This is a genomic window from Sphingobium aquiterrae (genome assembly GCF_037154135.1).
GTDB lineage: Bacteria > Pseudomonadota > Alphaproteobacteria > Sphingomonadales > Sphingomonadaceae > Sphingobium > Sphingobium aquiterrae.
Genome location: NZ_JBANFL010000005.1, coordinates 124186 through 145995 on the forward strand (window position 1 = coordinate 124186; position 21810 = coordinate 145995).

A 21810-nucleotide genomic window follows, 5' to 3' on the forward strand; every position below is an offset into this window, starting at 1 on the left:
CGGCCTTGGCAGCGGCACATTATATTTTCATAAAATTATGTAATATCAATTAATTATAGAACATGACTCGCATCAGATGCAATGCAGCTCAGTGTAAGACACCGGAGCCAATGCCGCCACTCTACCCTCGTGACGACACCATCCGGATGCTCGACCGGCGCGTGCGCGCACGATAGCCATCCTGCGCGGCGGCCATGGGTTCAAAGCTGAATATCTCGACTCCGGGCAGGACGCCCAGCGCCTCCATCGTTTCGGCATCGATCATGAAATCATCGCCCAGGAAGACCCGCGCCGCGCCATTGCCGTCGACCGGCGCGCGCAGAAATGCTTCGCTGCGCCCGCCCCTGCTGCCGGACAGGATTTCGGCCAGCGCCGACACGGCCGAGGCGTCGCCGACATTCAGCACGAGTTCCATGCGGGAGGCACTGGCAATCTCGCGGAAGGGCTGAACGCCGCGCACGGTGACGCGGGGTGTTTCCTCGCCCGGCTGGCGGTCCAGTTCCACCTGCAACAGCGCGCATTCGCCATCCTTGCCAATCGCCTCGATCAGCTTGCAGGCGTCCTCGTCGAAGCAGCTTGCCTGGAATTGCCCGCTGCTGTCGGAGAAGGTCGCCGCGACATAGCGCCCGCCGCGCCGGGTATCGCGCCAACGCACATCCTCCACCATCGCCGCCATGACGCCAAGCACCCGGCCGCCCTCCGCCACAGGCTGGGCGCAGATCGCGCCATAGCTGCGCGCGCCCTTCGCCTCGGCAATCGCGCGATAGCGGTCGACCGGATGGGCGGAGAAATAGAAGCCGAAGGCATCCTTTTCCTGCGCCATCCGCTCGGAGACCGTCCAGCTGGCATGGGGGGGGATGTGGACATCCGCATGCGAGATTTCCGCGCCGCCGAAAAGCCCGCCCTGCCCGCTGATCCGGGCTTCGGCCGCACTCGCGGCGACCGACAGGATGGTTTCGGCGGCGGAATGCACGCCCGCGCGATCCTCATGGATGCCGTCAAAGGCGCCGGCCGCGGCCAGGCTTTCCAATTGGCGGCGGTTGAGCAGGCGCGGCTCGATCCGGTCGGCAAAATCGTCCAGGCTTTCGAAGGGGCCATGGGCCTCCCGCTCGGCGACCAGCACCTCCATCGCCTTTTCGCCCACGCCCTTGAGGCCGCCCAGGGCGTAGCGCACGGCAAAGGCAAGGCGCCCTTCCCCGCCGTCCGCCGGCGCGACCGAAAAATCCGCCTCGCTGGCGTTGATATCGGGCGCCAGGCATTGGATACCGGTGCGCCGCATATCATCGACGAACACCGTCAGTTTGTCTGTCAAATGAATGTCATAAGCCATTGATGCAGCATAAAATTCTGCCGGATAATGGGCTTTGAGCCAGGCCGTGTGATAGGCCAGAAGGGCATAGGCGGCCGCGTGGCTCTTGTTGAAGCCATAGCCGGCAAACTTGTCGATCAAGTCGAACAGCTCGTTCGCTTTCGCCTTGGGGATATCGCTCGCCGCGCAGCCCTTCACGAAGCGCTCGCGCTGCGCGTCCATCTCCGCCTTGATCTTCTTGCCCATGGCGCGGCGCAGAAGGTCGGCGTCGCCCAGCGAATAGCCCGCCAATATCTGCGCGGCCTGCATCACCTGTTCCTGATAGACGAAGATACCATAGGTTTCTTCGAGGATCGGTTTCAGGAGAATATGAGGATATTCAATCTCTTCCTGTCCGTTCTTGCGACGGCCGAACATCGGGATATTGTCCATCGGGCCGGGGCGGTAGAGCGAGACGAGCGCGATGATGTCGCCGAAATTGGTCGGGCGCACGGCGGCCAGCGTCTTGCGCATGCCCTCCGATTCCAGCTGGAACACGCCCACGGTGTCACCGCGCTGGAGCAGGTCGTAGACCGCCTCGTCATCCCAGGCGAGCAGGTCGAGGTCGACCGTCACGCCGCGCCGGGCGAGCAACTGCACCGCCTTCTGCAAAACCGACAGCGTCTTGAGGCCAAGGAAGTCGAACTTCACCAGCCCCGCGCCCTCGACATATTTCATGTCGAACTGCGTCACCGGCATGTCGGATCGCGGATCGCGATAGAGCGGCACCAGTTGCGAGAGCGGCCGGTCCCCGATCACCACGCCCGCCGCATGGGTGGAACTGTGGCGCGGAAAGCCCTCCAGCTTCATCGCATAGTCGATCAGGCGGCGGACCTGCTCGTCGCTCTTATATTCCTGCACGAATTCGGAGATGCCGTTCATCGTCCGCTCGAGCGTCCAGGGGTCGGTCGGGTGATTAGGCACCAGCTTGGCGAGCCGGTCGACCTGACCATAGCTCATCTGCAGCACGCGGCCGGTGTCCTTCAGCACCGCGCGCGCCTTCAGCTTACCGAAGGTGATGATCTGGGCCACATGGTCGCGCCCATATTTCTCCTGCACATAGCGGATCACCTCGCCGCGCCGAGTTTCGCAGAAGTCGATGTCGAAATCCGGCATCGACACGCGCTCGGGATTGAGGAAGCGTTCGAACAGCAGGCCCAGCTGCAACGGATCGAGATCGGTGATGGTGAGCGCCCATGCGACCACCGAGCCCGCGCCCGAACCACGGCCCGGACCCACCGGAATCCCCTGATCCTTCGCCCATTTGATGAAGTCGGCCACGATCAGGAAATAGCCGGGGAACCCCATCTGGATGATGATGTCGGTTTCGAAGGCCAGCCGCTCGAAATAGGGCTTGCGCGCCACTTCGTCCGTGATGCCCAGGCGTTCCAGCCGGGCCTCCAGCCCCACCACGGCATCATCGCGCAACTGCCGTTCCTCGCCCTCGCGGTCGCCCGCAAGGCTGGGGAGGATCGGCTTGCGCTTCGGCGCAGCGACGCCGCAGCGCTGGGCGACGACCAGCGTGTTCGCCAGCGCCTCCGGCAGATCCTCGAACAGGCGCTTCATTTCGCCGGCATGTTTCATCCAGGCGTCGGGCGAGCTGGTGCGGCGTTCGGGATTGTCGACATAGGCGCCGTCCGCGATGCAGAGCATCACGTCATGCGCGGCATGGAAAGCCGGCTCGGTGAAACAGGTCGGGTTGGTCGCGACCAGCGGCAGATCGCGGTCATAGGCGAGATCGAGCAAGTGCGGTTCCGCCTTGCCCTCCACGGGGTCGAGGCGCCGCACGATCTCGATATAGAGACGGTCGGGGAACAGCGCTTGCAGCCGATCGCAATAGGCGAGCGCGGCATCGGGCTGGTCCTCCGCGAACAGCCGGGCGAGCGCGCCCTCGCCGCCCGCCGTCAGCGCGATGAGCCCGTCCGTATGCCCGGCCATCGCGTCCAGCGTCACATGCGGCTGCTCCTCCAGCGGCCGATCCAGATGGGCCATGGACACCAGCGCGCACAGATTTTCATATCCGGCCATGTCCTGCGCATAGAGCGCGATCCAGTCATGTACCGGCGGCGCGCCCGGCGGCCGTCCGGGCCGCGCGACGCCCAGCATCGTGCCGATGACCGGCTGCACTCCCTCGCCCTTGCACGCGTCGGAAAAGGCCATGGCGGCATAAAGGCCGTTGCGATCGGTAAGGGCGGCGGCGGGGAAACCCAGCGCCTTGGCCTGCTTGGCGATCCCCTTGGGTTCTATGGCGCCTTCCAGCATCGTATAGGAGGACAGGATACGAAGCGGGACAAAGGGCGCGTGCGGCATCGCGGCAGCTTAGGCGCTTTGGATGATTCGGGCAAAGCCGGAAGGACATGCCCGGCATCCGTCGCGGCGCGGATCGCGCGGCTGTGACCCGCGGCACAGCCCGATTGCGTCCGCCCCCCTAAAGTGCTCCAATCCTGCCAATCAAAACAGGGAGAAGGCGCATGACTGAAGGCGATCCGATATCCACACCATCCTCCATCCTTGAACGCGCAAAGGCGATCATCATGACGCCCAAGAGCGAATGGGCGAAAATCGACGGCGAACCCGCGAGCATCGGCGGCATCTTTACCGGCTATGCGATGATCCTGGCCGCCATCCCGGCGCTTTCGGGCCTGATCGGCGGACAAGTGTTCGGCTATGGCATGATGGGGATTTCATGGCGCCCCTCGCTGATGGGCGCGATCAGCATGGCTGTCGTCCAATATGTGCTGTCGCTGGTCGGGCTGTTCGTCCTCGCCTTCATCATCGACGCGCTGGCGCCGACATTCGGCGGGCAGAAAGACCGGCTGAAAGCATTCAAGGTCGCGGCCTATTCGGCCACGGCGGGGTGGCTCGCCGGCATCTTCTCGCTGATCCCCAGCCTGTCGATGCTCGGCATATTGGGCCTGTACAGCCTGTACCTGCTCTATACCGGCCTGCCGCTGCTGATGAAGGCGCCGCAGGAAAAGGCGGTGGGCTATACCGTCGTCACCATCATCGCGGCGGTCGTGTTGTCGCTGCTGGCCGCTGCCATCGCCGCGCCCGTGGGCGGCATGTTCGCGGGCGGCATGATGGGCGGATCGCCTGAAATATCGGGCAATCTGAAGGTTCCGGGCGTCGGCACGGTGGACATGGGCAAGCTCAACGACGCGTCCAGACAGATGGAGGTCGCGGCGAAGCGCATGGAAGCCTCCGCCAATGGCGCCCCGGCTGCCGCCGTCAACCCCGCCGCGCTGCAGGCCATGCTGCCGGCGCGCATCGGCGGCTATGCCCGCACCGAAACGGAGAGCGCCAGCATGTCGGCCGGCGCCCATGCCTCCGCCCGCTATGAGGCGGGGGACAACAGGAGCTTCCGCCTGGAAGTGACCGACATGGCGGCCATGGGGGCGCTGGGCGGCCTTGCCGCGGCGCTCAACGTGCAGTCGAGCAAGCAGACCGCCACCGGCTATGAAAAGACCCAGACGATCGGCGGCCGCATGGTCTCCGAAGAATGGGACAATGAAGCAAAGGATGGCAAATATGCCACCACGGTCGCCAACCGCTTCATGGTGGAAGCCAATGGCAATACGAACGGCGTCGACGAGTTGAAGGCCGCCGTCGCGGCCGTGGGCCTCGACAAGCTGGAAGCCATGGCCAAATGAATGGCCAAATGCGCTGACGGGTCGGGGAACGTCGCCGGAAAGCGCGGCTCCTCAGCCCAGCAGGGCAGCGATCCTCGCGTCCAACGCCTCCGGCGTCACCGTGGGCGCGAACCGGCCCGCGACCGTGCCGTCCCGCCCGACAAGGAATTTGGTGAAGTTCCACTTGATCCGCCGCGAACCCAGCAGGCCCGGCGCCTGCCCCTTCAGCCAGGCAAAGAGCGGGTCGGCCTCCGGCCCGTTCACGGCGATTTTGGCCAGCACGGGAAAGCCGACATCATAGGTCAGCGAACAGAAATCCGCGATTTCCTCTGCATTACCCGGTTCCTGCGCGCCGAACTGGTTGCAGGGGAAGGCAAGGATATCCAGCCCCCGGTCGTGATAGCGGCGATGCAGCGCCTCCAGCCCGGCATATTGCGGCGTGAAACCGCATTTGCTGGCGGTGTTGACGATCAGCAGCACGCGGCCGACATGATCGGCAAGGGGCTCGGGCGTCCCGTCCGCCCGCTTCACGGTGAAGTCGGCGATCCCCGTCACTGGAGGACGCCTTCGTGCAGCCTCACGACCCGGTCCATCTTCGCCGCCAGCCGCTCATTATGGGTCGCGACCAGCGCCGACGATCCCTCATCCCGCACCAGCCGCAGGAATTCGCCGAGCACGATGTCGGCGGTCCGCTCATCCAGATTGCCGGTCGGCTCGTCCGCCAGCACCAGTGCGGGACGGTTGGCGAGCGCGCGGGCAACGGCGACGCGCTGCTGCTCGCCGCCCGAAAGCTGGCTCGGCCGATGCTCCAGCCGGTGCGCCAGGCCGAGTGAGGTCAGCAGCGACACCGCCCGCGCGCGCGCATCGGCCATGGTCGCGTTGCGGATCATCTGCGGCAGGATGACATTTTCCACCGCGTTGAAATCCGGCAGCAGATGGTGGAACTGGTAGACAAAGCCCAGCGCGTCCCGCCGCAACCGGGTGCGCCCATCATTGCCCAGATGCGCGGCCTCCTCGCCCTGGATCATGATGGAGCCTTCAAAGCCGCCTTCCAGCAGCCCGACCGCCTGCAGCAAGGTCGACTTGCCCGAACCCGACGGGCCGAGCAGCGCCACGATCTCCCCCGGCGCGACCGACAGGTCGACACCGCGCAGCACGTCGATGGTTTCGCCGCCCTGGGTGAAGCTGCGGCACAGGCCCGATACGGCAAGGATGTCATTCATAGCGCAGCACCTGCACGGGATCGGTATTGGCAGCCTTGAAGGCCGGGTACAACGTGGCGAGGAAGCTGAAGACCAGCGCCATGACGCAGATGATGGCGATTTCCACCGGGTCCGGCTTCGACGGCAGCTCGGTCAGGAAACGGATGGAAGGGTCCCACAGATTCTGCCCGGTCACGAACTGGATGGCATTGACCATCGACTGCCGGAAGAAGAGGAAGGTGAAGCCCAGCACCATGCCCGCCAGCATGCCCAGCGTGCCGATGGTGATCCCCACGGTCATGAAGATCTTGAGCAGGCCCGCTCGCGAGGCGCCCATGGTCCGCAGGATCGCGATGTCCCGCGTCTTCGCCCGCACCAGCATGATGAGCGAGGAGAGGATGTTGAACACCGCCACCAGCACGATGATGGACAGCACGACGAACATCGCCACCCGCTCGACCGCCAGCGCCTCGAACAGGGATGCGTTCATCTGCCGCCAGTCGGTGACAACCGCGCGGCCCTCCACCTTCTTGGCCAGCGGCGCGAGAATGGACTGGACCTGGTCGGCATTGGTCGTCTCGACCTCGATCATGCCGACGACATCGCCCAGCAGCAGCAGGGTCTGCGCATCCTGCATCGGCATGATGACGAAGGCCTTGTCATAATCATAGACGCCGACCTCGAAGATCGCGCCCACCTCATAGCTGATCTCCCGCGGCACCGTGCCGAAGGGCGTCGCGCGCCCCGCCGGGTTGATGATGCTGATCCGCTGGCCCACCGACACGCCCAGATTTTCGGCCAGCCGCACGCCGATGGCGACCTTGCCGCTCCCCGCCGTCAGCGAATCGAGGCTGCCGGCGACCAGCTTCTCCCTGATCGTCGGGTTGTCGCGAATGTCGTCGACGGTCATGCCGCGCACCAGCACCGCCTCGACCCGCCCGTCATAATTGCCGAGCAGCGGCTGCTCGATCAGCGGGGTCGCGCTGGTGACGCCCGGAGTCGCCTTGGCTTCCCGCAGGATCGACTGCCAGTCCGGCAATCGCCCGCCATAGCCCTGCACCACGGCATGGCCGTTAAGCCCCACGATCTTTTCGAAAAGTTCGGCGCGAAAGCCGTTCATCACGCTCATGACGATGATGAGCGCGGCCACGCCCAGCATCACCGCCACCAGGCTGATGCCGGCAACCAGGAAGATGAAGCCCTCGCCTTTCCCCGGCAGGAGGTAGCGTTTTGAAATCATCCGCTCGTAGCGCGAAAGAATCATACAGGCTCGTGTAACCTCCGGAAAATGCCTGGCGGTCCTAGGCGGGGTGCCCGGTTCAGGCAAGCTGTGCGGCGCTGTTGCCTAATTGGCACAGCATGTATTCAAAATGAATCGATTGCTCACTTTGGCAGTGACAGCCCGCCCGTGTCGCCATAGCAATATCACCGGAACACAGGCAAAAACGGCCGTGGTTCAGGGACACCGCAGTCCCGATCCCGAGCATGGGGGCTAGGGGTTGGTCGACGCGGTACCGAGGGGGAGACGAGCAATCGTCCATCGGCGCCCGGATCGGCAACGGTCCGGGCGCTTATGTTTCCAGCCAGGGCCGATCTCGCCATGCAGCACGACCGGGCCCGCATGCGCTGAATGCCGCTCGGCCCTAGTCACACTGCATGACAATCGCATGACTGCCTTGGCACCTGACTGCTCTGGCACATGTCGTCACTGGCACATGACGGCGCCGGATGCGCGCGCCCGTCATCGCCCCTCTTGAAAGGCGAAAAAGCCCAACCATATCGACGTCATCCAGCTGCCATCTTGGGGTTGGATAACAAGTGCATATCGGGCGCCTCACAGGGTCCGGTACATCATTCTGCTTCGTCATGGAGATTATGACATGCGTGGTTTCGACCTTACCCCCTATCGCCGCTCGACCGTCGGCTTCGACCGTCTGTTCGACCTGATCGAGAGCAATGCGCGCGCGGCACAGGGTGACAATTACCCCCCCTTCAATATCGAGCGCCTGTCCGAGGATCGCTATCGCGTGACCCTGGCCGTGGCCGGCTTCCGTTCCGACGAGCTGGAGATCACCGCCCAGCAGAATTTGCTGCAGGTGACTGGCCGCAAGGAAGAGCAGAACGGCGCCGATCGCAGCAAGTTCCTGCATGTCGGCATCGCCAACCGCAGCTTCGAGCGGCGATTCGAGCTTGCCGATTTCGTGCGGGTGGAAAAGGCCGATCTTTCCGACGGCCTGCTGATCATCGAACTGGTGCGCGAAGTGCCCGAGGCGATGAGGCCCAAGAAGATCGCCATCAACGGCGGTCAGCTTCTCGACCTCGGCATCGCCAATCGCGACGCGGCGTAACGAGAAGGCGCTGGCCCCACCCTTCCCTGGGCCAGCGATACGCTTTGGGGGAGCCGGTCTTCCGGCTCCCCTTTTTGATGCCCGACTTTTTGATATCCGACAGGCCCCTCCAGCCGCAATATCCACTGGCCATCGGCACGCGGGCGCAATAGGAGAAGCGTCATGATCCTCGTCATCGACAATTATGACAGCTTCACCTGGAACCTCGTCCATTATCTGATGGAACTGGGGGCAGAGGTCGAGGTGGTCCGCAACGACGCCATGTCGGCGGGACAGGCCATGTCTTCGGGCGCGCAGGCATTCCTGCTCTCCCCCGGCCCCTGCACCCCCAATGAAGCGGGGATCAGCCTGGATCTGGTCGCCGCCTGCGCCGAGGCGGGCAAGCCGTTGCTGGGCGTGTGCCTGGGCCATCAGGCGATCGGCCAGCATTTCGGTGGCAAGGTGGTGCGCGGCGGGCTGATGCACGGCAAGACATCCCCCGTCCGCCATGACGGCACCGGCCTGTTCAGGGGCATCCCCTCCCCCTTCATCGCGACGCGCTATCATTCGCTGATCGTGGAGGATATTCCGGACTGCCTGATCGTCAACGCGACCAGCGACGACGGATCGGTCATGGCCTTCCGCCATGCGACCCTGCCGATCCATTCGGTACAGTTCCACCCGGAAAGCATCGCCACCGAACATGGGCATGAGATGCTGGCCAATTTCATGACGCTGGCCGGCATGAAGGTGCGCGAACGCGCCTGACGTGAGCGGGCGATAGGGGCGACCGATAACCGCCCTGCCTCTCAACTCGCCTTCCCCCCTCGACTCGGGCGGCCTGCTGTGGCTAAGGCCGCGCCATGGCTCTTCTTCCCGACCCGTCCCGACCGCTCGATGCGGACGAAGCCGCGGCAGCCTTTGCGGCATTGCTCGACGGCACCCCGTCCGATGAGGAGATCGCCGCCTTCCTGATCGCCATGAGCGAGCGTGGGGAGACCGCGACGGAGATCGCCGCCGCCGCGCGGGCCATGCGCGCGCGGATGATCGCCATTGCCGCCCCGCCCGGCGCCATCGACGTTTGCGGCACCGGCGGCGACGGGCACCATACGCTGAACGTGTCCACCGCCGTCAGCCTGGTGGTTGCCGCCTGCGACGTGCCGGTCGCCAAGCATGGCAACCGCGCGGCATCGTCCAGGGCGGGCGCGGCCGATACGCTGGAGGCGCTGGGCCTCGACCTCACAAAGGCGGCGGCGCGCGCCGAGCGCAGCCTTGCCGATATCGGCATCTGCTTCCTCTTCGCGCAGGATCACCATCCGGCGCTGAAACGGCTCGGCCCCATCCGCAGGGCGATCGGCCGTCGCACCATCTTCAACCTGATGGGGCCGCTCGCCAATCCCGCCGGGGTCCGCCGGCAACTGATCGGCATCGCCCGCCCGGCCTATGTGCCCATTTACGCGGAGGCATTGTGCGAACTGGGCGTCGACCGGGCGATGGTCGTTTCGGGGGACGAGGGGCTGGACGAACTGTCGCTCGCGGGCGGCAATGACATTGCGGACGTGACCGCCGACGGCATCGTGGCGATGCGTCGCTGGTCCGCCGTCGATGCGGGCCTGCCGACCCACCCGCTGGACGCCATTCGCGGCGGCGACCCCGCGCATAATGCCGCGGCTCTGCGCGCGCTGCTGCTCGGCGAACCGGGCGCCTATCGGGATGCGGTGATTTTCAATGCCGCCGCCGCCCTTGTCGTCGCCGGGGCCGCGCACGATCTGCGTGAAGGCGCGGAGGATGCCGCCGAAGCCATCGACAAGGGCCTTGCCAACGCGCTGCTCAATTGCTGGATTGCCTATCAATGACCAACAAGCTGACCGAAATCTGTGCCTTCAAGCGCGAGGACGTGGTGCGCCGCAAGGCCGCGACCACCGTCGCGTCCCTCCATGCCCGCGCATCCGAACAGAGCATGCCCCGCGGCTTCCGCATGGCGCTGGATGCGGCCGCGCGCTCGGGCTACGGCCTGATCGCGGAGATCAAGAAGGCAAGCCCTTCCAAAGGATTGATCCGCCCGGACTTCGATCCGCCGGCCCATGCCGTTGCCTATCAGGCGGCGGGCGCGGCCTGCCTATCGGTGCTGACCGACATGCCCTATTTCCAGGGGCATGACGATTATCTGATGGCGGCGCGTTCCGCCTGCGCCCTGCCGGTACTGCGCAAGGATTTCATGGTCGATCCCTGGCAGGTGCTGGAATCGCGGGCCATCGGCGCCGACGCCATCCTCATCATCGTCGCCGCGCTGGACGACGGGCAGATGGCCGAAATCGAGGATGCCGCGCTCGGCCTCGGCATGGATGTCCTGGTCGAGGTGCATGATGCGCAGGAACTGGAACGCGCGCTCAAGCTGCGCTCGCGCCTGATCGGCGTCAACAACCGCGACCTGCGCGACTTCACGGTCGATTTCGCCCGCACCTACGAACTGGTCGGCCATGCGCCGCAGGGCTGCACCTTCGTCGCCGAAAGCGGCCTTGGCTCCCATGCCGATCTGGATGCGATGGCCCGGCATGGCGTGCGCTGCTTCCTGGTGGGCGAGGCGCTGATGCGGCAACCCGATGTGGAGGCCGCGACCCGACTGTTGCTGACCGGCGCATGAGTAAACTCACCCATCTCGACGCGGACGGGGCGGCCCGCATGGTCGATGTGTCGGCCAAGGCGACCACGGTGCGGGAAGCGACCGCCACCGGCCGCATCGAGATGAGCGCCGAGGCCACCAGCGCCATCGCCCAGGGACTTGTGCAGAAAGGCGATGTGCTGGCCGTCGCGCGAGTGGCCGGTATCATGGCGGCCAAGCAGACCGCGACCCTGATCCCGCTGTGCCATCCCCTGCCGCTGAGCGGCGTCACCGTGGACTTCACGCTGGACGGCACGGGCGTCGCTGTTTGCGCGACTGCCCGCACGGCCGCGCAGACCGGCGTGGAGATGGAGGCGATGACGGCCGTGTCCGTCGCGCTGCTCACCATTTACGACATGGCCAAGGCATTGGACAAGGCCATGGTGATCGGCGGCGTGCGCCTGATCGCGAAGTCGGGCGGAAAATCCGGCGACTGGCGCGCGCCGGCATGATGGACGGGACGGCCATGCCATGGGCCTGATGCCGGTCGCGCAGGCGCAGGCCCGCCTCCTTTCGCTGGCCGCGCCGCTGCCCGCCGAAGAGATGCCGCTCGGCGACTGCATCGGCCGCTGGCTGTCGCAGGATGTCCTTGCCCGCCGGGACCAGCCCTGGGCCGATCTTTCGGCGATGGACGGCTATGCGGTGCGCGCGGCCGACTTGCCGGGGCCATGGCGCATGATCGGCCAGAGCGCCGCGGGCGGCGCCCTGCCTCCCCCCATCGGTGCTGGCGAAGCGGTGCGCATCTTCACCGGCGCGCCGCTGCCGCCGGGTGGCGATTGCATCGTCGTGCAGGAAGATGTCGCCCGCGCCGGCGATGTCGTGACACTGACCGGCGAAGGACCGGCGACGGCCGGCAAGCATGTCCGCCCCAAAGGGTCCGATTTTCGCGAAGGGCAGCCCCTGCTCGCCGCCGGCGATGCGCTCACCCCCGCCACGCTCTCGCTGGCCGTGCTGGCGGGCCATGGCACATTGCCCGTGCGGCGGCGGCCCCGTGTCGCGCTGATATCCACAGGCGACGAGCTGGTGCCACCCGGCGCGCCCGTGCCGGCGGGCAAGCTGCCCTCTTCCAATGCCGTGATGCTGCGCGCCATGCTCGCCGCGCTCCCGTGCGATGTCGAGGATCTGGGCATCGTGCGCGACGATCTGCCGGCGCTGACCGCCGCCTTTGCCGCCGCAAGCCGCGCCGATGTCGTCGTGACCACGGGCGGCGCGTCGGTTGGCGATCACGACCTTGTTCGCCCCGCCTTCGAAGCGGCCGGCGGCACGCTGGATTTCTGGCGGATCGCGATGCGGCCGGGCAAGCCGCTGATCGCCGGCACAAATGGTCCCTGCATCTTCCTGGGCCTGCCGGGCAATCCGGTTTCCGCCTTCGTCACGGGCACCTTGTTCCTGATGCCGCTGCTCCGCCATCTGTCGGGCTGCGCGCAGCCGCTGCCCTTGTCGCGCACGGCTCGATTGGGCGAAGACATGCCGCCGGTGACGGTGCGCGACGATTATGTGCGCGGCCGCAGCGACGGCGACCGGGTATGGCCGCTGCCGGTGCAGGACAGCGCGGCGACGCGGATGCTGGCGATGGCCGATTGCCTGATCCTGCGCCCGGCCAACGGGTGGCCGGCCCCCGCCGGAGAGCCGGTGACGATCATCCCCATCCGCTGATGCGACCACAAGAAAAGGGGCCGCGAAGGCGACCCCTTTCCCTTGTGCGAAGGCGCTTCAATGCTGCTGGCCGCGGCCGGGCGCCTTGTCCTGCCGACGCTCGTCGCCCATCTGGCCCTGCTTGCCTTCCTGTTCCTGCTGGCGATTGCGATCGGCGCTGCCCTGCTGGCCCCGGCGCTGCTCCTTGCCCGGATTCTGTTTCTGCTGGTTCGCCATGTCACTCTCCTCATCTGTCCTCTCTTGCGGGGACGGTGGAAAAACCGGAAGCGGGTCGCTTCGTTCCCCCAAAAGCGACGAACCGCTGAACGCTTGACTTGCCCCCTTGTGTTTCCTAAGTGTTCCCCATCCGTTCCAATGATGGTGATAAACATGCTCACGGCCAAGCAACAGGAACTGCTCAGTTTCATCCACCGCCGGCTGGAGGAAGACGGCGTGTCGCCTTCGTTCGAAGAGATGAAGGAGGCGCTCGATCTTCGCTCCAAATCGGGCATTCATCGCCTGATCAGCGCGCTGGAGGAACGCGGCTTCATCCGGCGCCTGCCCAACCGCGCGCGCGCGCTGGAGGTGGTCAAGCTTCCGGACGCGCTGGATCGCGCGCACAAGGCGCCTGCCATTCCGTCCATCGCGCCTGCCGCGCCGCGCATTCCGATGGCCGCCAACGATGTGGTCGAAATCCCCCTGCATGGCCGGATCGCCGCGGGCATGCCGATCGAGGCGATGGAGGGGCAGAACATGCTCTCCGTCCCCGCCGCGCTGCTGGGCGCGGGCGACCATTATGCGCTGGAAGTCTCCGGCGATTCCATGATGGAGGCCGGCATCCTGGACGGCGACTTCGCGCTGATCCAGCGGACGGATGTGGCGCGCGACGGGCAGATCGTCGTCGCACTGATCGACGACAGCGAAGCGACGCTCAAATATTTCCGCCGCCAGGGGCAGCAGGTCCGGCTCGATCCGGCCAATGGCGCTTATGAGCCGCAGATTTACGACGCCCGTCAGGTCCGCATCCAGGGCAAGCTAGCGGGATTGCTGCGCCGCTATAACTAGGGGATCATGGGCAAAAGTGGGAACCGGTTTTGCGCAAAAGGCGATGCGACAACAAGACTGAGCGCACGCGCCCTGCGTCAGATGTAACGCAGCGCGGCTCTGGAACCGATATCGACATTGCCCCAGTGCGGGCCTGCAAAGCGTTGAAACGAGGCATGGGCCTCGTTTCAAGCTCTGTGCGCCGGTGCTCGAAAATCACCCTTTTGCCCTGCGGTCGTCTGCGACGACGGCTCCATCCGAGTTGAAGGGCGGTTGTTCCTGAGCGGATATGGGCCGCTCACCGGTGCCCGGTGCCGGCGAGGGTTCGCCTTTCCTGAACCGTTTCAATGCCCGGGCGCGACAGTTGTGGAGACGGGCCCCGAAGACGGGATGTTCCCGGGCGATCTGGCGCGCTTACGATAGAAAGGCCGCGCGATCCATGGGTGCGCGTCGCCCTGCTGCCTGACGGTGCTCACCCTGCCCTGACGCAGGAACAGCGCCACGCCGCCGCTGCGTGACAGCGCCCAGCGGTCCAGCTTCAGCCAGCCGGGGCGGCAGGCGCGCGGAAGCCCGCGATCGCTGACGACGATGTCCGCCATGGCACAGGCGCGGATCAGCGCGCCGGCATCGACATGGGTCGCGCTGCGCGTGGCGAGCAGGCGCCAGCCCCGCCCCGCGCCGTCCTTCACCGTCACGGCGCACAGGTCCGGGTTGCAACGCGCCCGGTCGAGCGTGGCGAGCGCCTGCATTTCCCCTTCCTCCCCCGCCGCTTCGCTCAGCGTATCGCGGACATAGTCGCCCGCCCGGTCGCGCAGCGTCGCCATGCCGCCCGGCGTGCGGATCGCAAGATGGCGGCCGTCGCCTGTCACCAGGATATCGGGCGCCGGGGCGAATGCCATCAGCAGCGCGCCCATCAAGGCCGGCGCCAACCCAAGCCATCGCAGCCGGCCGCGCCAGAGCAGGCACCAGAGCAGCCCCGCCATCGTCACGGCGAAAACCCAGCCGGGAAAAGGCGCCGCCAGCGCGACCGCCCCCGGCAAGGCGGCGACCATATGGGCGATGGCCAGCAACAGCGACAACGCCTTGCCCACGATCCACCATGCCGGCGCGCCCAGCCCCGCCACATCCAGCAGCAGGGCTATCGCCTCGAACGGCATGACGACGAAGGTGGTGAGCGGAATGGCGACAAGATTGGCCAGCGACCCCAGCATGCCCGCCCTGTGAAAATGGAACAGCGCGATCGGCGCCAGCACCAGTTCCACGGCCGCGCCCGTCAGCAGCAGGCCAAGGATATTCCGCCCGAACTTGCGTATCCAGCCTTCGTCACGCGCCATCGTCAGCGCGCGGAACCAGCGCATTTCGGACAAGGCAATGATGGCGGTCACGGCCGCAAAGCTCATCTGGAAGCTGGGGCCGACAAGCGCATCGGGCCAGAAGATCAGGACGAATATGGCACCCGCCGCGACAAGCCGCAGCGTGATCGCCTCCCGCCCCAATGCCAGCGCCCCGAGCACCAGCAGCGCGGCCACGCATGATCGCACCGTGGGCACCTCCGCGCCCGTCAACAGCGTATAGCCGATGCCCGCCAGCGCGCCCGCCCCCGCCGAGATCAGCATCAGCGGCGCATGCAACGCCAGTCGCGGCGGCAGCGCCAGCAGCCGGAAGACGATGAAGATCGCCGCGCCGACCAGCGCCGTCACATGCAGGCCGCTGATCGACAGCAGATGCGCCAGGCCGCTGCGCCGCATGGCATCGGCATCCGCCTCGCTGATCGCGCCCTGATCGCCCGTGGCCAGCGCAGTGGCGATGCCCCCCTCGCCACCCGACAGCCGGGTGCGGATATGCTCGGACAGGCGCTGCCTGACCGGCGCGACGGTGGAGGCCGCCGGGCGCTCCACCAGCACCGGCGGCACCGCCCGCCCCGTCGCCCCGATCCCCATGAAATAGGCGCGCGCCGCAAAATCATAGGCGCCCGGCACCGCCGGAGGCGCAGGCGGCATCAGCCGCGCCCGCACCCGTATCACCGCCCCCGCGCCAATATCGGCCGGCGCATCGTTGTCCATCAGGTTCAGCCGGATGCGCCGCGGCAGATCGGGACGATCGCGCGGGGCCAGGATCAGGCGCGCCATGCCCTGTGCCGGCACCGGCGCGACGCCGATCACCTCCCCGCGCACCTCGGTGAACATCGCGCGCGCAAGGGGCGGCTCGCCCACCCATATCGCCTTGCCCCAGACCAGCAGGCAGCCAAGGCCGGCGAGCAATCCGGCACGCACGCAGATATGCCGCAACCGACCGCCCTGCGGCAGCAACAGGCCCAGCGCGGCAACCATTGCGCACACCATGATCCAGCCCGCCCAGCCCCAGCGATCCGGCAGGACAAACCAGGCGGCGATGCCCATGCCCATCGTCACCGGCACCCAGAGCGCGACCTGCTCCCGCTCCCCTTCCAGCCATCCCTCGATCGCATCGGCAATGCGCCGCGCAAGGGCGCGCCATCGCCCGATATCCGCGGCCACGCCCCCGCTCCCGAAGGGGCGCGTTACGACCTTCGTCGCGGCAATATCAGCAGAGGTTTGTCGTGGCCGAAAAGCCATGCTAGGGGGGCGACCGTTTTACAGGAGCGAGCAAGACTCGCACCGCAGGAATGTCAAGGAATCCGATTGTGAGCGCAACCGCAGACAACAGCCCCGTTGTAACGCGCTTCGCCCCTTCTCCAACCGGATTCCTGCATATCGGCGGCGCCCGCACCGCGCTGTTCAACTGGCTGTTCGCGCGCCACCATGGCGGCAAGTTCCTGCTGCGCATCGAAGACACCGATCGCGCCCGCTCGACCGAAGAAGCGATCGCCGCCATTTTCGACGGCCTGAACTGGCTGGGCCTGTCGGGAGACGAGGAACCCGTGTTCCAGTTCGCCCGCGCCGCGCGCCATGCCGAGGTCGCGCACCAGATGCTGGCGCAGGGCGACGCCTATCGCTGCTACGCCACGCCGGAGGAACTCGCCGAATTGCGCGAGCAGCAGCGCGCGGCCAGGCAGCCCATGCGCTATGACGGCCGCTGGCGCGACCGCGACCACACCGAAGCCCCCGAGGGCGCGCCCTATGTGCTGCGCCTGAAGGCCCCGCGCGCGGGCGAAACAGTGATCGAGGATGCCGTGCAGGGCCGCGTCGTCGTGCAGAATGCCGAGCTGGACGACATGATCCTGCTGCGTTCCGACGGCACGCCCACCTATATGCTGGCCGTGGTGGTGGACGACAATGACATGGGCGTCACCCATGTCATCCGTGGCGACGATCATCTGAACAACGCCTTCCGCCAGCTTTGCATCATCCGCGCCATGGGCTGGCGCGAGCCGATCTATGCCCATATCCCGCTGATCCACGGGGCCGATGGCGCCAAGCTCTCCAAGCGCCATGGCGCGCTGGGCGTGGACGCCTATCGCGACGAAATGGGGATGCTGCCCGAAGCGGTCGACAATTACCTGCTCCGCCTTGGCTGGGGCCATGGCGACGAAGAGATCATCCCGCGCGCGCGCGCAGTCGAGCTGTTCGACCTGGCCGGCGTCGGCCGTTCGCCTTCCCGCTTCGACCTTAAGAAGCTGGAAAGCCTCAACGCCCATTATATCCGCGAAGCATCGGACGACCGGCTTGCCGCCCTTGTCGCACCGCGCATTTCGGCCCTGATCGGGCGCGACATGACGGATGCGGACACCGCGCTGCTGGCCGCCGCCATGCCCTCGCTCAAGCCCCGCGCCAAGACACTCAACGAGTTGGCCGACGGCGCGCTTTTCCTGTTCAAGAATCGTCCTCTTGATTTTGACGAGAAGGCCCTGGCTCTGCTAGATGCGGACGCGCAGCTCCTGCTCGGCACAACCATCGACGCGCTCTCCGGCATCCAGACCTGGACGCCTGAAAGCATCGAAGAAAAAATACGCAGGATAGCAGAGGATGCCGGACTGGGTCTTGGCAAGGTAGCACAGCCCCTTCGTGCAGCATTGACGGGGCGTACCACCTCGCCGGGAATTTTCGATGTCCTCTTCCTTCTCGGAAAAGACGAAACTTTATTACGACTGTCGGACGCCCGGCGTGCAGGGCCGAGCGCTTAAAGGAGAACAATATGGCGGATAACAAAGCCTCGCTGACCATCGCCGATGGCAGCAGCCAGTACGGTATTCTGGACGGTACGGTTGGCCCGCAGGTCATCGATATCCGCAAGCTCTATGCCGAAACCGGCATGTTCACCTATGATCCCGGCTTTACGTCCACCGCGAGCTGCGACTCCGCCATCACCTATATCGACGGCGATCAGGGCGTGCTGCTGCATCGCGGCTATCCCATCGATCAGCTGGCCGAACAGTCCAGCTTCATGGAAGTCTCCTACCTGCTTCTGAACGGCGAGCTGCCTTCGAAGAAGGACCTGGAGGACTTCAGCTACACCATCTCGCGCCACACCATGGTGCATGAGCAGCTGTCGACCTTCTACCGTGGCTTCCGCCGGGATGCGCACCCGATGGCCATCATGTGCGGCGTGGTCGGCGCGCTCTCGTCCTTCTACCACGACTCGACCGACATCAACGATCCCGAGCAGCGCAAGATCGCCAGCCACCGGCTGATCGCGAAGATGCCGACGATCGCGGCGATGGCGTATAAATATTCGGTCGGCCAGCCCTTCCTCTATCCGCGCAACGACCTGTCCTACACGGGCAACTTCCTGCGCATGACCTTCGGCGTGCCTGCCGAGGAATATGAGGTCGATCCGGTGATCGAATCGGCGATGGACAAGATCTTCATCCTCCATGCCGACCATGAGCAGAACGCATCGACATCGACCGTGCGCCTTGCCGGTTCGTCGGGCGCCAACCCGTTCGCCTGCATCGCGGCCGGCATCGCCTGCCTGTGGGGGCCCGCCCATGGCGGCGCGAACGAAGCGGCGCTCAACATGCTGCGGGAGATCGGCACGAAGGATCGCATCCCCGAATATATCGCCCGCGCGAAGAACAAGGACGATCCGTTCCGCCTGATGGGTTTCGGCCATCGCGTGTACAAGAATTTCGACCCGCGCGCGAAGGTGCTTTCGAAGGCCGCGTCCGAAGTGCTCGACAAGCTGGGCATTGACGATCCGGTGCTGGAAGTGGCCCGCGAACTGGAACAGATCGCGCTCAGCGATCCCTATTTCGTCGAGAAGAAGCTCTATCCGAATGTGGACTTCTATTCGGGTGTCATCCTTTCGGCCATCGGCTTCCCGACCGAGATGTTCACTGTGCTCTTCGCCCTTGCCCGCACTGTCGGCTGGGTGGCGCAGTGGAACGAAATGATCTCCGATCCCGCGCAGAAGATCGGCCGCCCGCGCCAGCTCTACACCGGCTATGGCATGCGGGACTATGTATCCGTCGACAAGCGCTGATCGCGCGCTGCGACAGCCATGAAAAAGCAAAGACGGCGCTCCCGAGGGGGGCGCCGTTTTTCTTTGCCGCCCGTTTTTTTGCCTCAAGGTGTCAGGATGATGCAATGGGCAGCGAAAGCGTGAAACGCGCGCCCTGGCCCGGCGCGCTCTCCACGCCGATGTCCCCGCGCATCGCCCGCGCCAGCCGCCGCGAAATATAAAGGCCAAGGCCACTGCCACCGGCTTCGTCCCGCCCCAGCCGCTCGAACTTGTCGAAAATGCGGTCCTGATCCTCGGCGGCGATGCCTCGCCCCTGATCGGCCACCACGACGCGCCCCGTGCCGTCCTCCATATCCACCCTTATCCAGATGCTCGATCCTTCGGGGGAATAGCGGACGGCATTGCCGATCAGGTTGACGAGAATCTGCAGCACGCGACGAAATTCGGCACGCACGACCAGCGCTTCGGAGGGCTGGGGCGGCACGATCTCGATCCGCCGCTCCCTTGCCCGCATGCCCAGCAGACCCGCCGCGCGGCGGGCCACGTCGGCCAGATCGACATCCTCCTCGATCGTCGTGAAATCCGCCCGCTCGACAGCCTGCAGGTCGGCGAGATCGTCGACCAGTTCCAGCAGATGCCGCCCGGCAGCCGCGATGTCGGCGGCATAAGCGGCATAATCCTGCCGCAGCGGCCCTTCCAGCTGACCGCTGATCGTCTCGGCATTGGCGATGATCCGGCCCAGCGGCTGCTTGAGCGCACGGTCGAGCCGGCGTCCGAACAACGAGGACGCCGACGGTGGCATGATGTCCTGTTCGCGCACGAACGAAGACATCGCTTCATCGACCGGCTCGGGCACGGCCACGCCGCGATAGCCGATCAACCGGCCGGTCATGTCGAACATCGGCGCGCCATCCAGCCGATATAGCGCCTGGGACGGCGCCAGGAGCAAGGCCCGCTGGCCGGAAAAAGCCCGCCGCTCGGCCAGGGCCTGCAACAGGCCGGTAACGCCTCCGGCATCGGGCAAGAGCTGGAACCAGCCGGTCAACGGCATGCCCGCCGCCGGCAGGGGCATGTCCAGGCGATCCTGCGCATCGGCGGAGATGAACCGCATCCGCGTATCCACCCGCCATGTCCATCCGCCATCGGCCAGCGTCGCCGCCTCCAGCGTCATCGACTCGCCGGACGGCCGCGCAACCGGCCGTTCCCGCCAGTCGGTGATCGAAAGCTCGATGCCCGCCTCATGCGGCCGCACATGCACCCACATGTCGATGTCCGCATGGGCCCCGCCCGCCACGGCCGGCCGCGATATCAGGACGTTGAGACGCCCGGCCAGCCGCGCCAAAGCGGCAAGCTGCGGCACCAGCAGCGGCATGTCCAGCCCGCCGCCCGCCTGCATCTGCAGCGCGAGCAACGGCGGGTCGGCCGATCGGACGATCCCGTCACGGTCCAGCGCCGCACGCACGATGCGCGCATCATCCAGCGTGGTCGCGCTCAACGCTCCTCGTCCTCGCCCAGCATGGCCAGGGGGCCCCGCAGCGCCTCCGGCCGGCGCAGCGGGACGATCGCCGCCTTCGCCTCGTCGGCCGTCAGCGCCTCGAACCGGGCACCGGCGATCACCAGCGCGCTGTCATCCAGTCCGCGCACCGGCATCAGCCGCAGCAGCAGGTGGCGAAAATCCGTGGATGATCCGCCCAGGACATGGCACAGCCCGGCCAGCACGGCGAGCGGCTGCTGGATCAGCGCATCCAGCACGGCCTCCATCCTGATCCGCGCGCGATCGGCCGCGAGCGCGGCGAACAGCAGGATGCGGCCCTGCGCCAGCGCACGGCCCAGATGTTCGGCATGGTCCGGGCGATCGCGCAACAGCCGCGCCAGAGCGACGGCATGGGCGAGCGCGCCCGCCTGTTCATCATGCCGGGCAAGCAGGCGCAGGGCGGCGGCATCGACCGCCTCCATCGCCCTTTCCCGGTCGAGCACACCGGCGCGGGCAAGCGCTGTGCCCAGCACCGCCGCCACCATCCACACCAGTTCGGCAAAATATTCGGCGGGCAGGTCGGGACGCATCGGCATGTCTTCGCCGCCAATCACCGACCATCGCCCCTCCGCAAGCGCAAGCGCGACGGCCGCCTGCGCGACCACGGCGTCCGCATCGTCGATCAGCCAGCCACTATCCTCGCCGGCGGGCGCCACCGCCTCGCCCCGCGCCTCCAATGCGCCGCGCATCAGCAATCCCACCCCCGCGCGAAGGCGCATGTGGGAGAGCAGCGACGCGCCGATCACTTGCGGGCGGGTTTGAAGCGTGGACCAGGCGATTCGATCGCCACCCCCCGGCAGCGCGCCGGCGATGGCGGCATCCAGGTCCATGACCAGCGCGGTTTCTACCGCATTGGTACATCCCGCCAGATGCCTGCGGGTTTCGCTGACCAGCATGTCGGACCAATGCAACCCATCGACCGGGAAAAAGCGGGCAAGGTCAAGCATATGCCGGGTGGCCGCACCCACCGGCCCGCACGGCCGCGCGACCGGCGACCACAGGCCGTCGGGAATGCCCGCATCATTGCTGAACGACAGTTCCGCCATGCTC

At 66.2% G+C, this 21810-nt stretch carries 18 protein-coding genes; 10 read left to right on the forward strand and 8 right to left on the reverse strand.

Annotated elements, in window-relative coordinates; all coding sequences use genetic code 11:
- Positions 1 to 121 precede the first annotated feature (121 nt).
- Positions 122 to 3658 (reverse strand): DNA polymerase III subunit alpha, encoded by a 3537-nt coding sequence (gene dnaE, locus WFP78_RS07085; protein ID WP_336960163.1) that lies wholly within the window; start codon positions 3656 to 3658, stop codon positions 122 to 124.
- Between the two features lie 161 nt (positions 3659 to 3819).
- Here dnaE and WFP78_RS07090 point away from each other — a divergent pair, with 161 nt between their 5' ends.
- Entirely contained in the window at positions 3820 to 4998 is a 1179-nt protein-coding gene (locus tag WFP78_RS07090) for a Yip1 family protein (RefSeq protein ID WP_336960165.1), read from the forward strand.
- Positions 4999 to 5049: 51 nt separating this feature from the next.
- Here WFP78_RS07090 and WFP78_RS07095 read toward each other — a convergent pair whose 3' ends face one another.
- Genes WFP78_RS07095 through WFP78_RS07105 form a run of 3 tightly spaced genes read right to left on the reverse strand, consistent with a single transcriptional unit; the run spans position 5050 to position 7443 of the window.
- Positions 5050 to 5532, reverse strand: a complete 483-nt coding sequence (locus WFP78_RS07095; protein ID WP_336960167.1) for a glutathione peroxidase — start codon at positions 5530 to 5532, stop codon at positions 5050 to 5052.
- Positions 5529 to 6200, reverse strand: a complete 672-nt coding sequence (locus WFP78_RS07100) for an ABC transporter ATP-binding protein (protein ID WP_336960169.1) — start codon at positions 6198 to 6200, stop codon at positions 5529 to 5531. The genes WFP78_RS07095 and WFP78_RS07100 overlap by 4 nt, the downstream gene beginning before the upstream one ends.
- Entirely contained in the window at positions 6193 to 7443 is a 1251-nt protein-coding gene (locus WFP78_RS07105) for a lipoprotein-releasing ABC transporter permease subunit (protein ID WP_336960171.1), read from the reverse strand. The genes WFP78_RS07100 and WFP78_RS07105 overlap by 8 nt, the downstream gene beginning before the upstream one ends.
- 616 nt (positions 7444 to 8059) lie before the next feature.
- On the opposite strand from WFP78_RS07105, the gene WFP78_RS07110 reads away from it, so the two are divergent.
- The 6 genes from WFP78_RS07110 to WFP78_RS07135 all read left to right on the forward strand — a co-directional run bounded on the left by WFP78_RS07110 (position 8060) and on the right by WFP78_RS07135 (position 12824).
- Positions 8060 to 8527 carry an Hsp20 family protein gene (locus WFP78_RS07110; RefSeq protein WP_336960173.1) on the forward strand — a complete coding sequence of 156 codons (468 nt, stop codon included), beginning with the start codon at positions 8060 to 8062 and terminating at the stop codon, positions 8525 to 8527.
- Between the two features lie 162 nt (positions 8528 to 8689).
- Entirely contained in the window at positions 8690 to 9274 is a 585-nt protein-coding gene (locus WFP78_RS07115; RefSeq protein ID WP_336960175.1) for an anthranilate synthase component II, read from the forward strand.
- Between the two features lie 95 nt (positions 9275 to 9369).
- Positions 9370 to 10362 carry an anthranilate phosphoribosyltransferase gene (trpD, locus tag WFP78_RS07120; protein WP_336960177.1) on the forward strand — a complete coding sequence of 331 codons (993 nt, stop codon included), beginning with the start codon at positions 9370 to 9372 and terminating at the stop codon, positions 10360 to 10362.
- The gene (gene trpC / locus WFP78_RS07125; protein WP_336960179.1) at positions 10359 to 11150 is read left to right on the forward strand and encodes an indole-3-glycerol phosphate synthase TrpC; all 792 of its coding nucleotides are present in this window, start codon (positions 10359 to 10361) and stop codon (positions 11148 to 11150) included. The genes trpD and trpC overlap by 4 nt, the downstream gene beginning before the upstream one ends.
- Positions 11147 to 11620, forward strand: a complete 474-nt coding sequence (gene moaC, locus WFP78_RS07130; protein ID WP_336960181.1) for a cyclic pyranopterin monophosphate synthase MoaC — start codon at positions 11147 to 11149, stop codon at positions 11618 to 11620. Before trpC ends, moaC begins: the two co-directional genes overlap by 4 nt.
- A gap of 19 nt (positions 11621 to 11639) precedes the next feature.
- Complete coding sequence (locus tag WFP78_RS07135; protein ID WP_336960183.1) at positions 11640 to 12824, forward strand: molybdopterin molybdotransferase MoeA; 1185 nt, start codon at positions 11640 to 11642, stop codon at positions 12822 to 12824.
- 57 nt (positions 12825 to 12881) lie between these two features.
- On the opposite strand, the gene WFP78_RS07140 is transcribed toward WFP78_RS07135, so the two are convergent.
- Entirely contained in the window at positions 12882 to 13040 is a 159-nt protein-coding gene (locus WFP78_RS07140) for a hypothetical protein (protein WP_336960185.1), read from the reverse strand.
- A 153-nt stretch (positions 13041 to 13193) separates the two neighbouring features.
- On the opposite strand from WFP78_RS07140, the gene lexA reads away from it, so the two are divergent.
- Entirely contained in the window at positions 13194 to 13868 is a 675-nt protein-coding gene (lexA, locus tag WFP78_RS07145; protein ID WP_336960187.1) for a transcriptional repressor LexA, read from the forward strand.
- Positions 13869 to 14191: 323 nt separating this feature from the next.
- Here the strand turns inward: lexA and WFP78_RS07150 are convergent, their stop codons facing one another.
- Positions 14192 to 16441 carry a ComEC/Rec2 family competence protein gene (locus tag WFP78_RS07150; RefSeq protein WP_473829049.1) on the reverse strand — a complete coding sequence of 750 codons (2250 nt, stop codon included), beginning with the start codon at positions 16439 to 16441 and terminating at the stop codon, positions 14192 to 14194.
- A gap of 50 nt (positions 16442 to 16491) precedes the next feature.
- Here WFP78_RS07150 and gltX point away from each other — a divergent pair, with 50 nt between their 5' ends.
- Positions 16492 to 17949 carry a glutamate--tRNA ligase gene (gene gltX / locus WFP78_RS07155; protein WP_419722929.1) on the forward strand — a complete coding sequence of 486 codons (1458 nt, stop codon included), beginning with the start codon at positions 16492 to 16494 and terminating at the stop codon, positions 17947 to 17949.
- A gap of 11 nt (positions 17950 to 17960) precedes the next feature.
- A complete protein-coding gene (locus WFP78_RS07160) occupies positions 17961 to 19247 on the forward strand; it encodes a citrate synthase (RefSeq protein ID WP_336960191.1) in 1287 nt (428 codons plus the stop codon).
- Positions 19248 to 19338: 91 nt separating this feature from the next.
- On the opposite strand, the gene WFP78_RS07165 is transcribed toward WFP78_RS07160, so the two are convergent.
- Together WFP78_RS07165 and WFP78_RS07170 are read right to left on the reverse strand one after the other, a co-directional pair.
- The gene (locus tag WFP78_RS07165; RefSeq protein WP_336960193.1) at positions 19339 to 20721 is read right to left on the reverse strand and encodes a sensor histidine kinase; all 1383 of its coding nucleotides are present in this window, start codon (positions 20719 to 20721) and stop codon (positions 19339 to 19341) included.
- On the reverse strand, positions 20718 to 21806 hold the full coding sequence (locus WFP78_RS07170) for a DUF2336 domain-containing protein (protein ID WP_336960195.1): 1089 nt from the start codon (positions 21804 to 21806) through the stop codon (positions 20718 to 20720). The genes WFP78_RS07165 and WFP78_RS07170 overlap by 4 nt, the downstream gene beginning before the upstream one ends.
- Positions 21807 to 21810: the final 4 nt, after the last annotated feature.

Excerpts from the sequence above, each read along its gene's own strand:
- gltX (WP_419722929.1), top strand. The coding sequence starts at position 16,492 with ATGTCAAGGAATCCGATTGTGAGCGCAACCGCAGACAACAGCCCCGTT.
- WFP78_RS07115 (WP_336960175.1), top strand. The coding sequence starts at position 8,690 with ATGATCCTCGTCATCGACAATTATGACAGCTTCACCTGGAACCTCGTC.
- WFP78_RS07110 (WP_336960173.1), top strand. The coding sequence starts at position 8,060 with ATGCGTGGTTTCGACCTTACCCCCTATCGCCGCTCGACCGTCGGCTTC.
- trpD (WP_336960177.1), top strand. The coding sequence starts at position 9,370 with ATGGCTCTTCTTCCCGACCCGTCCCGACCGCTCGATGCGGACGAAGCC.
- moaC (WP_336960181.1), top strand. The coding sequence starts at position 11,147 with ATGAGTAAACTCACCCATCTCGACGCGGACGGGGCGGCCCGCATGGTC.
- WFP78_RS07100 (WP_336960169.1), bottom strand. The coding sequence starts at position 6,200 with ATGAATGACATCCTTGCCGTATCGGGCCTGTGCCGCAGCTTCACCCAG.
- WFP78_RS07105 (WP_336960171.1), bottom strand. The coding sequence starts at position 7,443 with ATGATTCTTTCGCGCTACGAGCGGATGATTTCAAAACGCTACCTCCTG.
- WFP78_RS07160 (WP_336960191.1), top strand. The coding sequence starts at position 17,961 with ATGGCGGATAACAAAGCCTCGCTGACCATCGCCGATGGCAGCAGCCAG.
- WFP78_RS07150 (WP_473829049.1), bottom strand. The coding sequence starts at position 16,441 with ATGGCTTTTCGGCCACGACAAACCTCTGCTGATATTGCCGCGACGAAG.
- dnaE (WP_336960163.1), bottom strand. The coding sequence starts at position 3,658 with ATGCCGCACGCGCCCTTTGTCCCGCTTCGTATCCTGTCCTCCTATACG.
- WFP78_RS07090 (WP_336960165.1), top strand. The coding sequence starts at position 3,820 with ATGACTGAAGGCGATCCGATATCCACACCATCCTCCATCCTTGAACGC.
- lexA (WP_336960187.1), top strand. The coding sequence starts at position 13,194 with ATGCTCACGGCCAAGCAACAGGAACTGCTCAGTTTCATCCACCGCCGG.
- WFP78_RS07170 (WP_336960195.1), bottom strand. The coding sequence starts at position 21,806 with ATGGCGGAACTGTCGTTCAGCAATGATGCGGGCATTCCCGACGGCCTG.
- WFP78_RS07140 (WP_336960185.1), bottom strand. The coding sequence starts at position 13,040 with ATGGCGAACCAGCAGAAACAGAATCCGGGCAAGGAGCAGCGCCGGGGC.
- WFP78_RS07135 (WP_336960183.1), top strand. The coding sequence starts at position 11,640 with ATGGGCCTGATGCCGGTCGCGCAGGCGCAGGCCCGCCTCCTTTCGCTG.
- trpC (WP_336960179.1), top strand. The coding sequence starts at position 10,359 with ATGACCAACAAGCTGACCGAAATCTGTGCCTTCAAGCGCGAGGACGTG.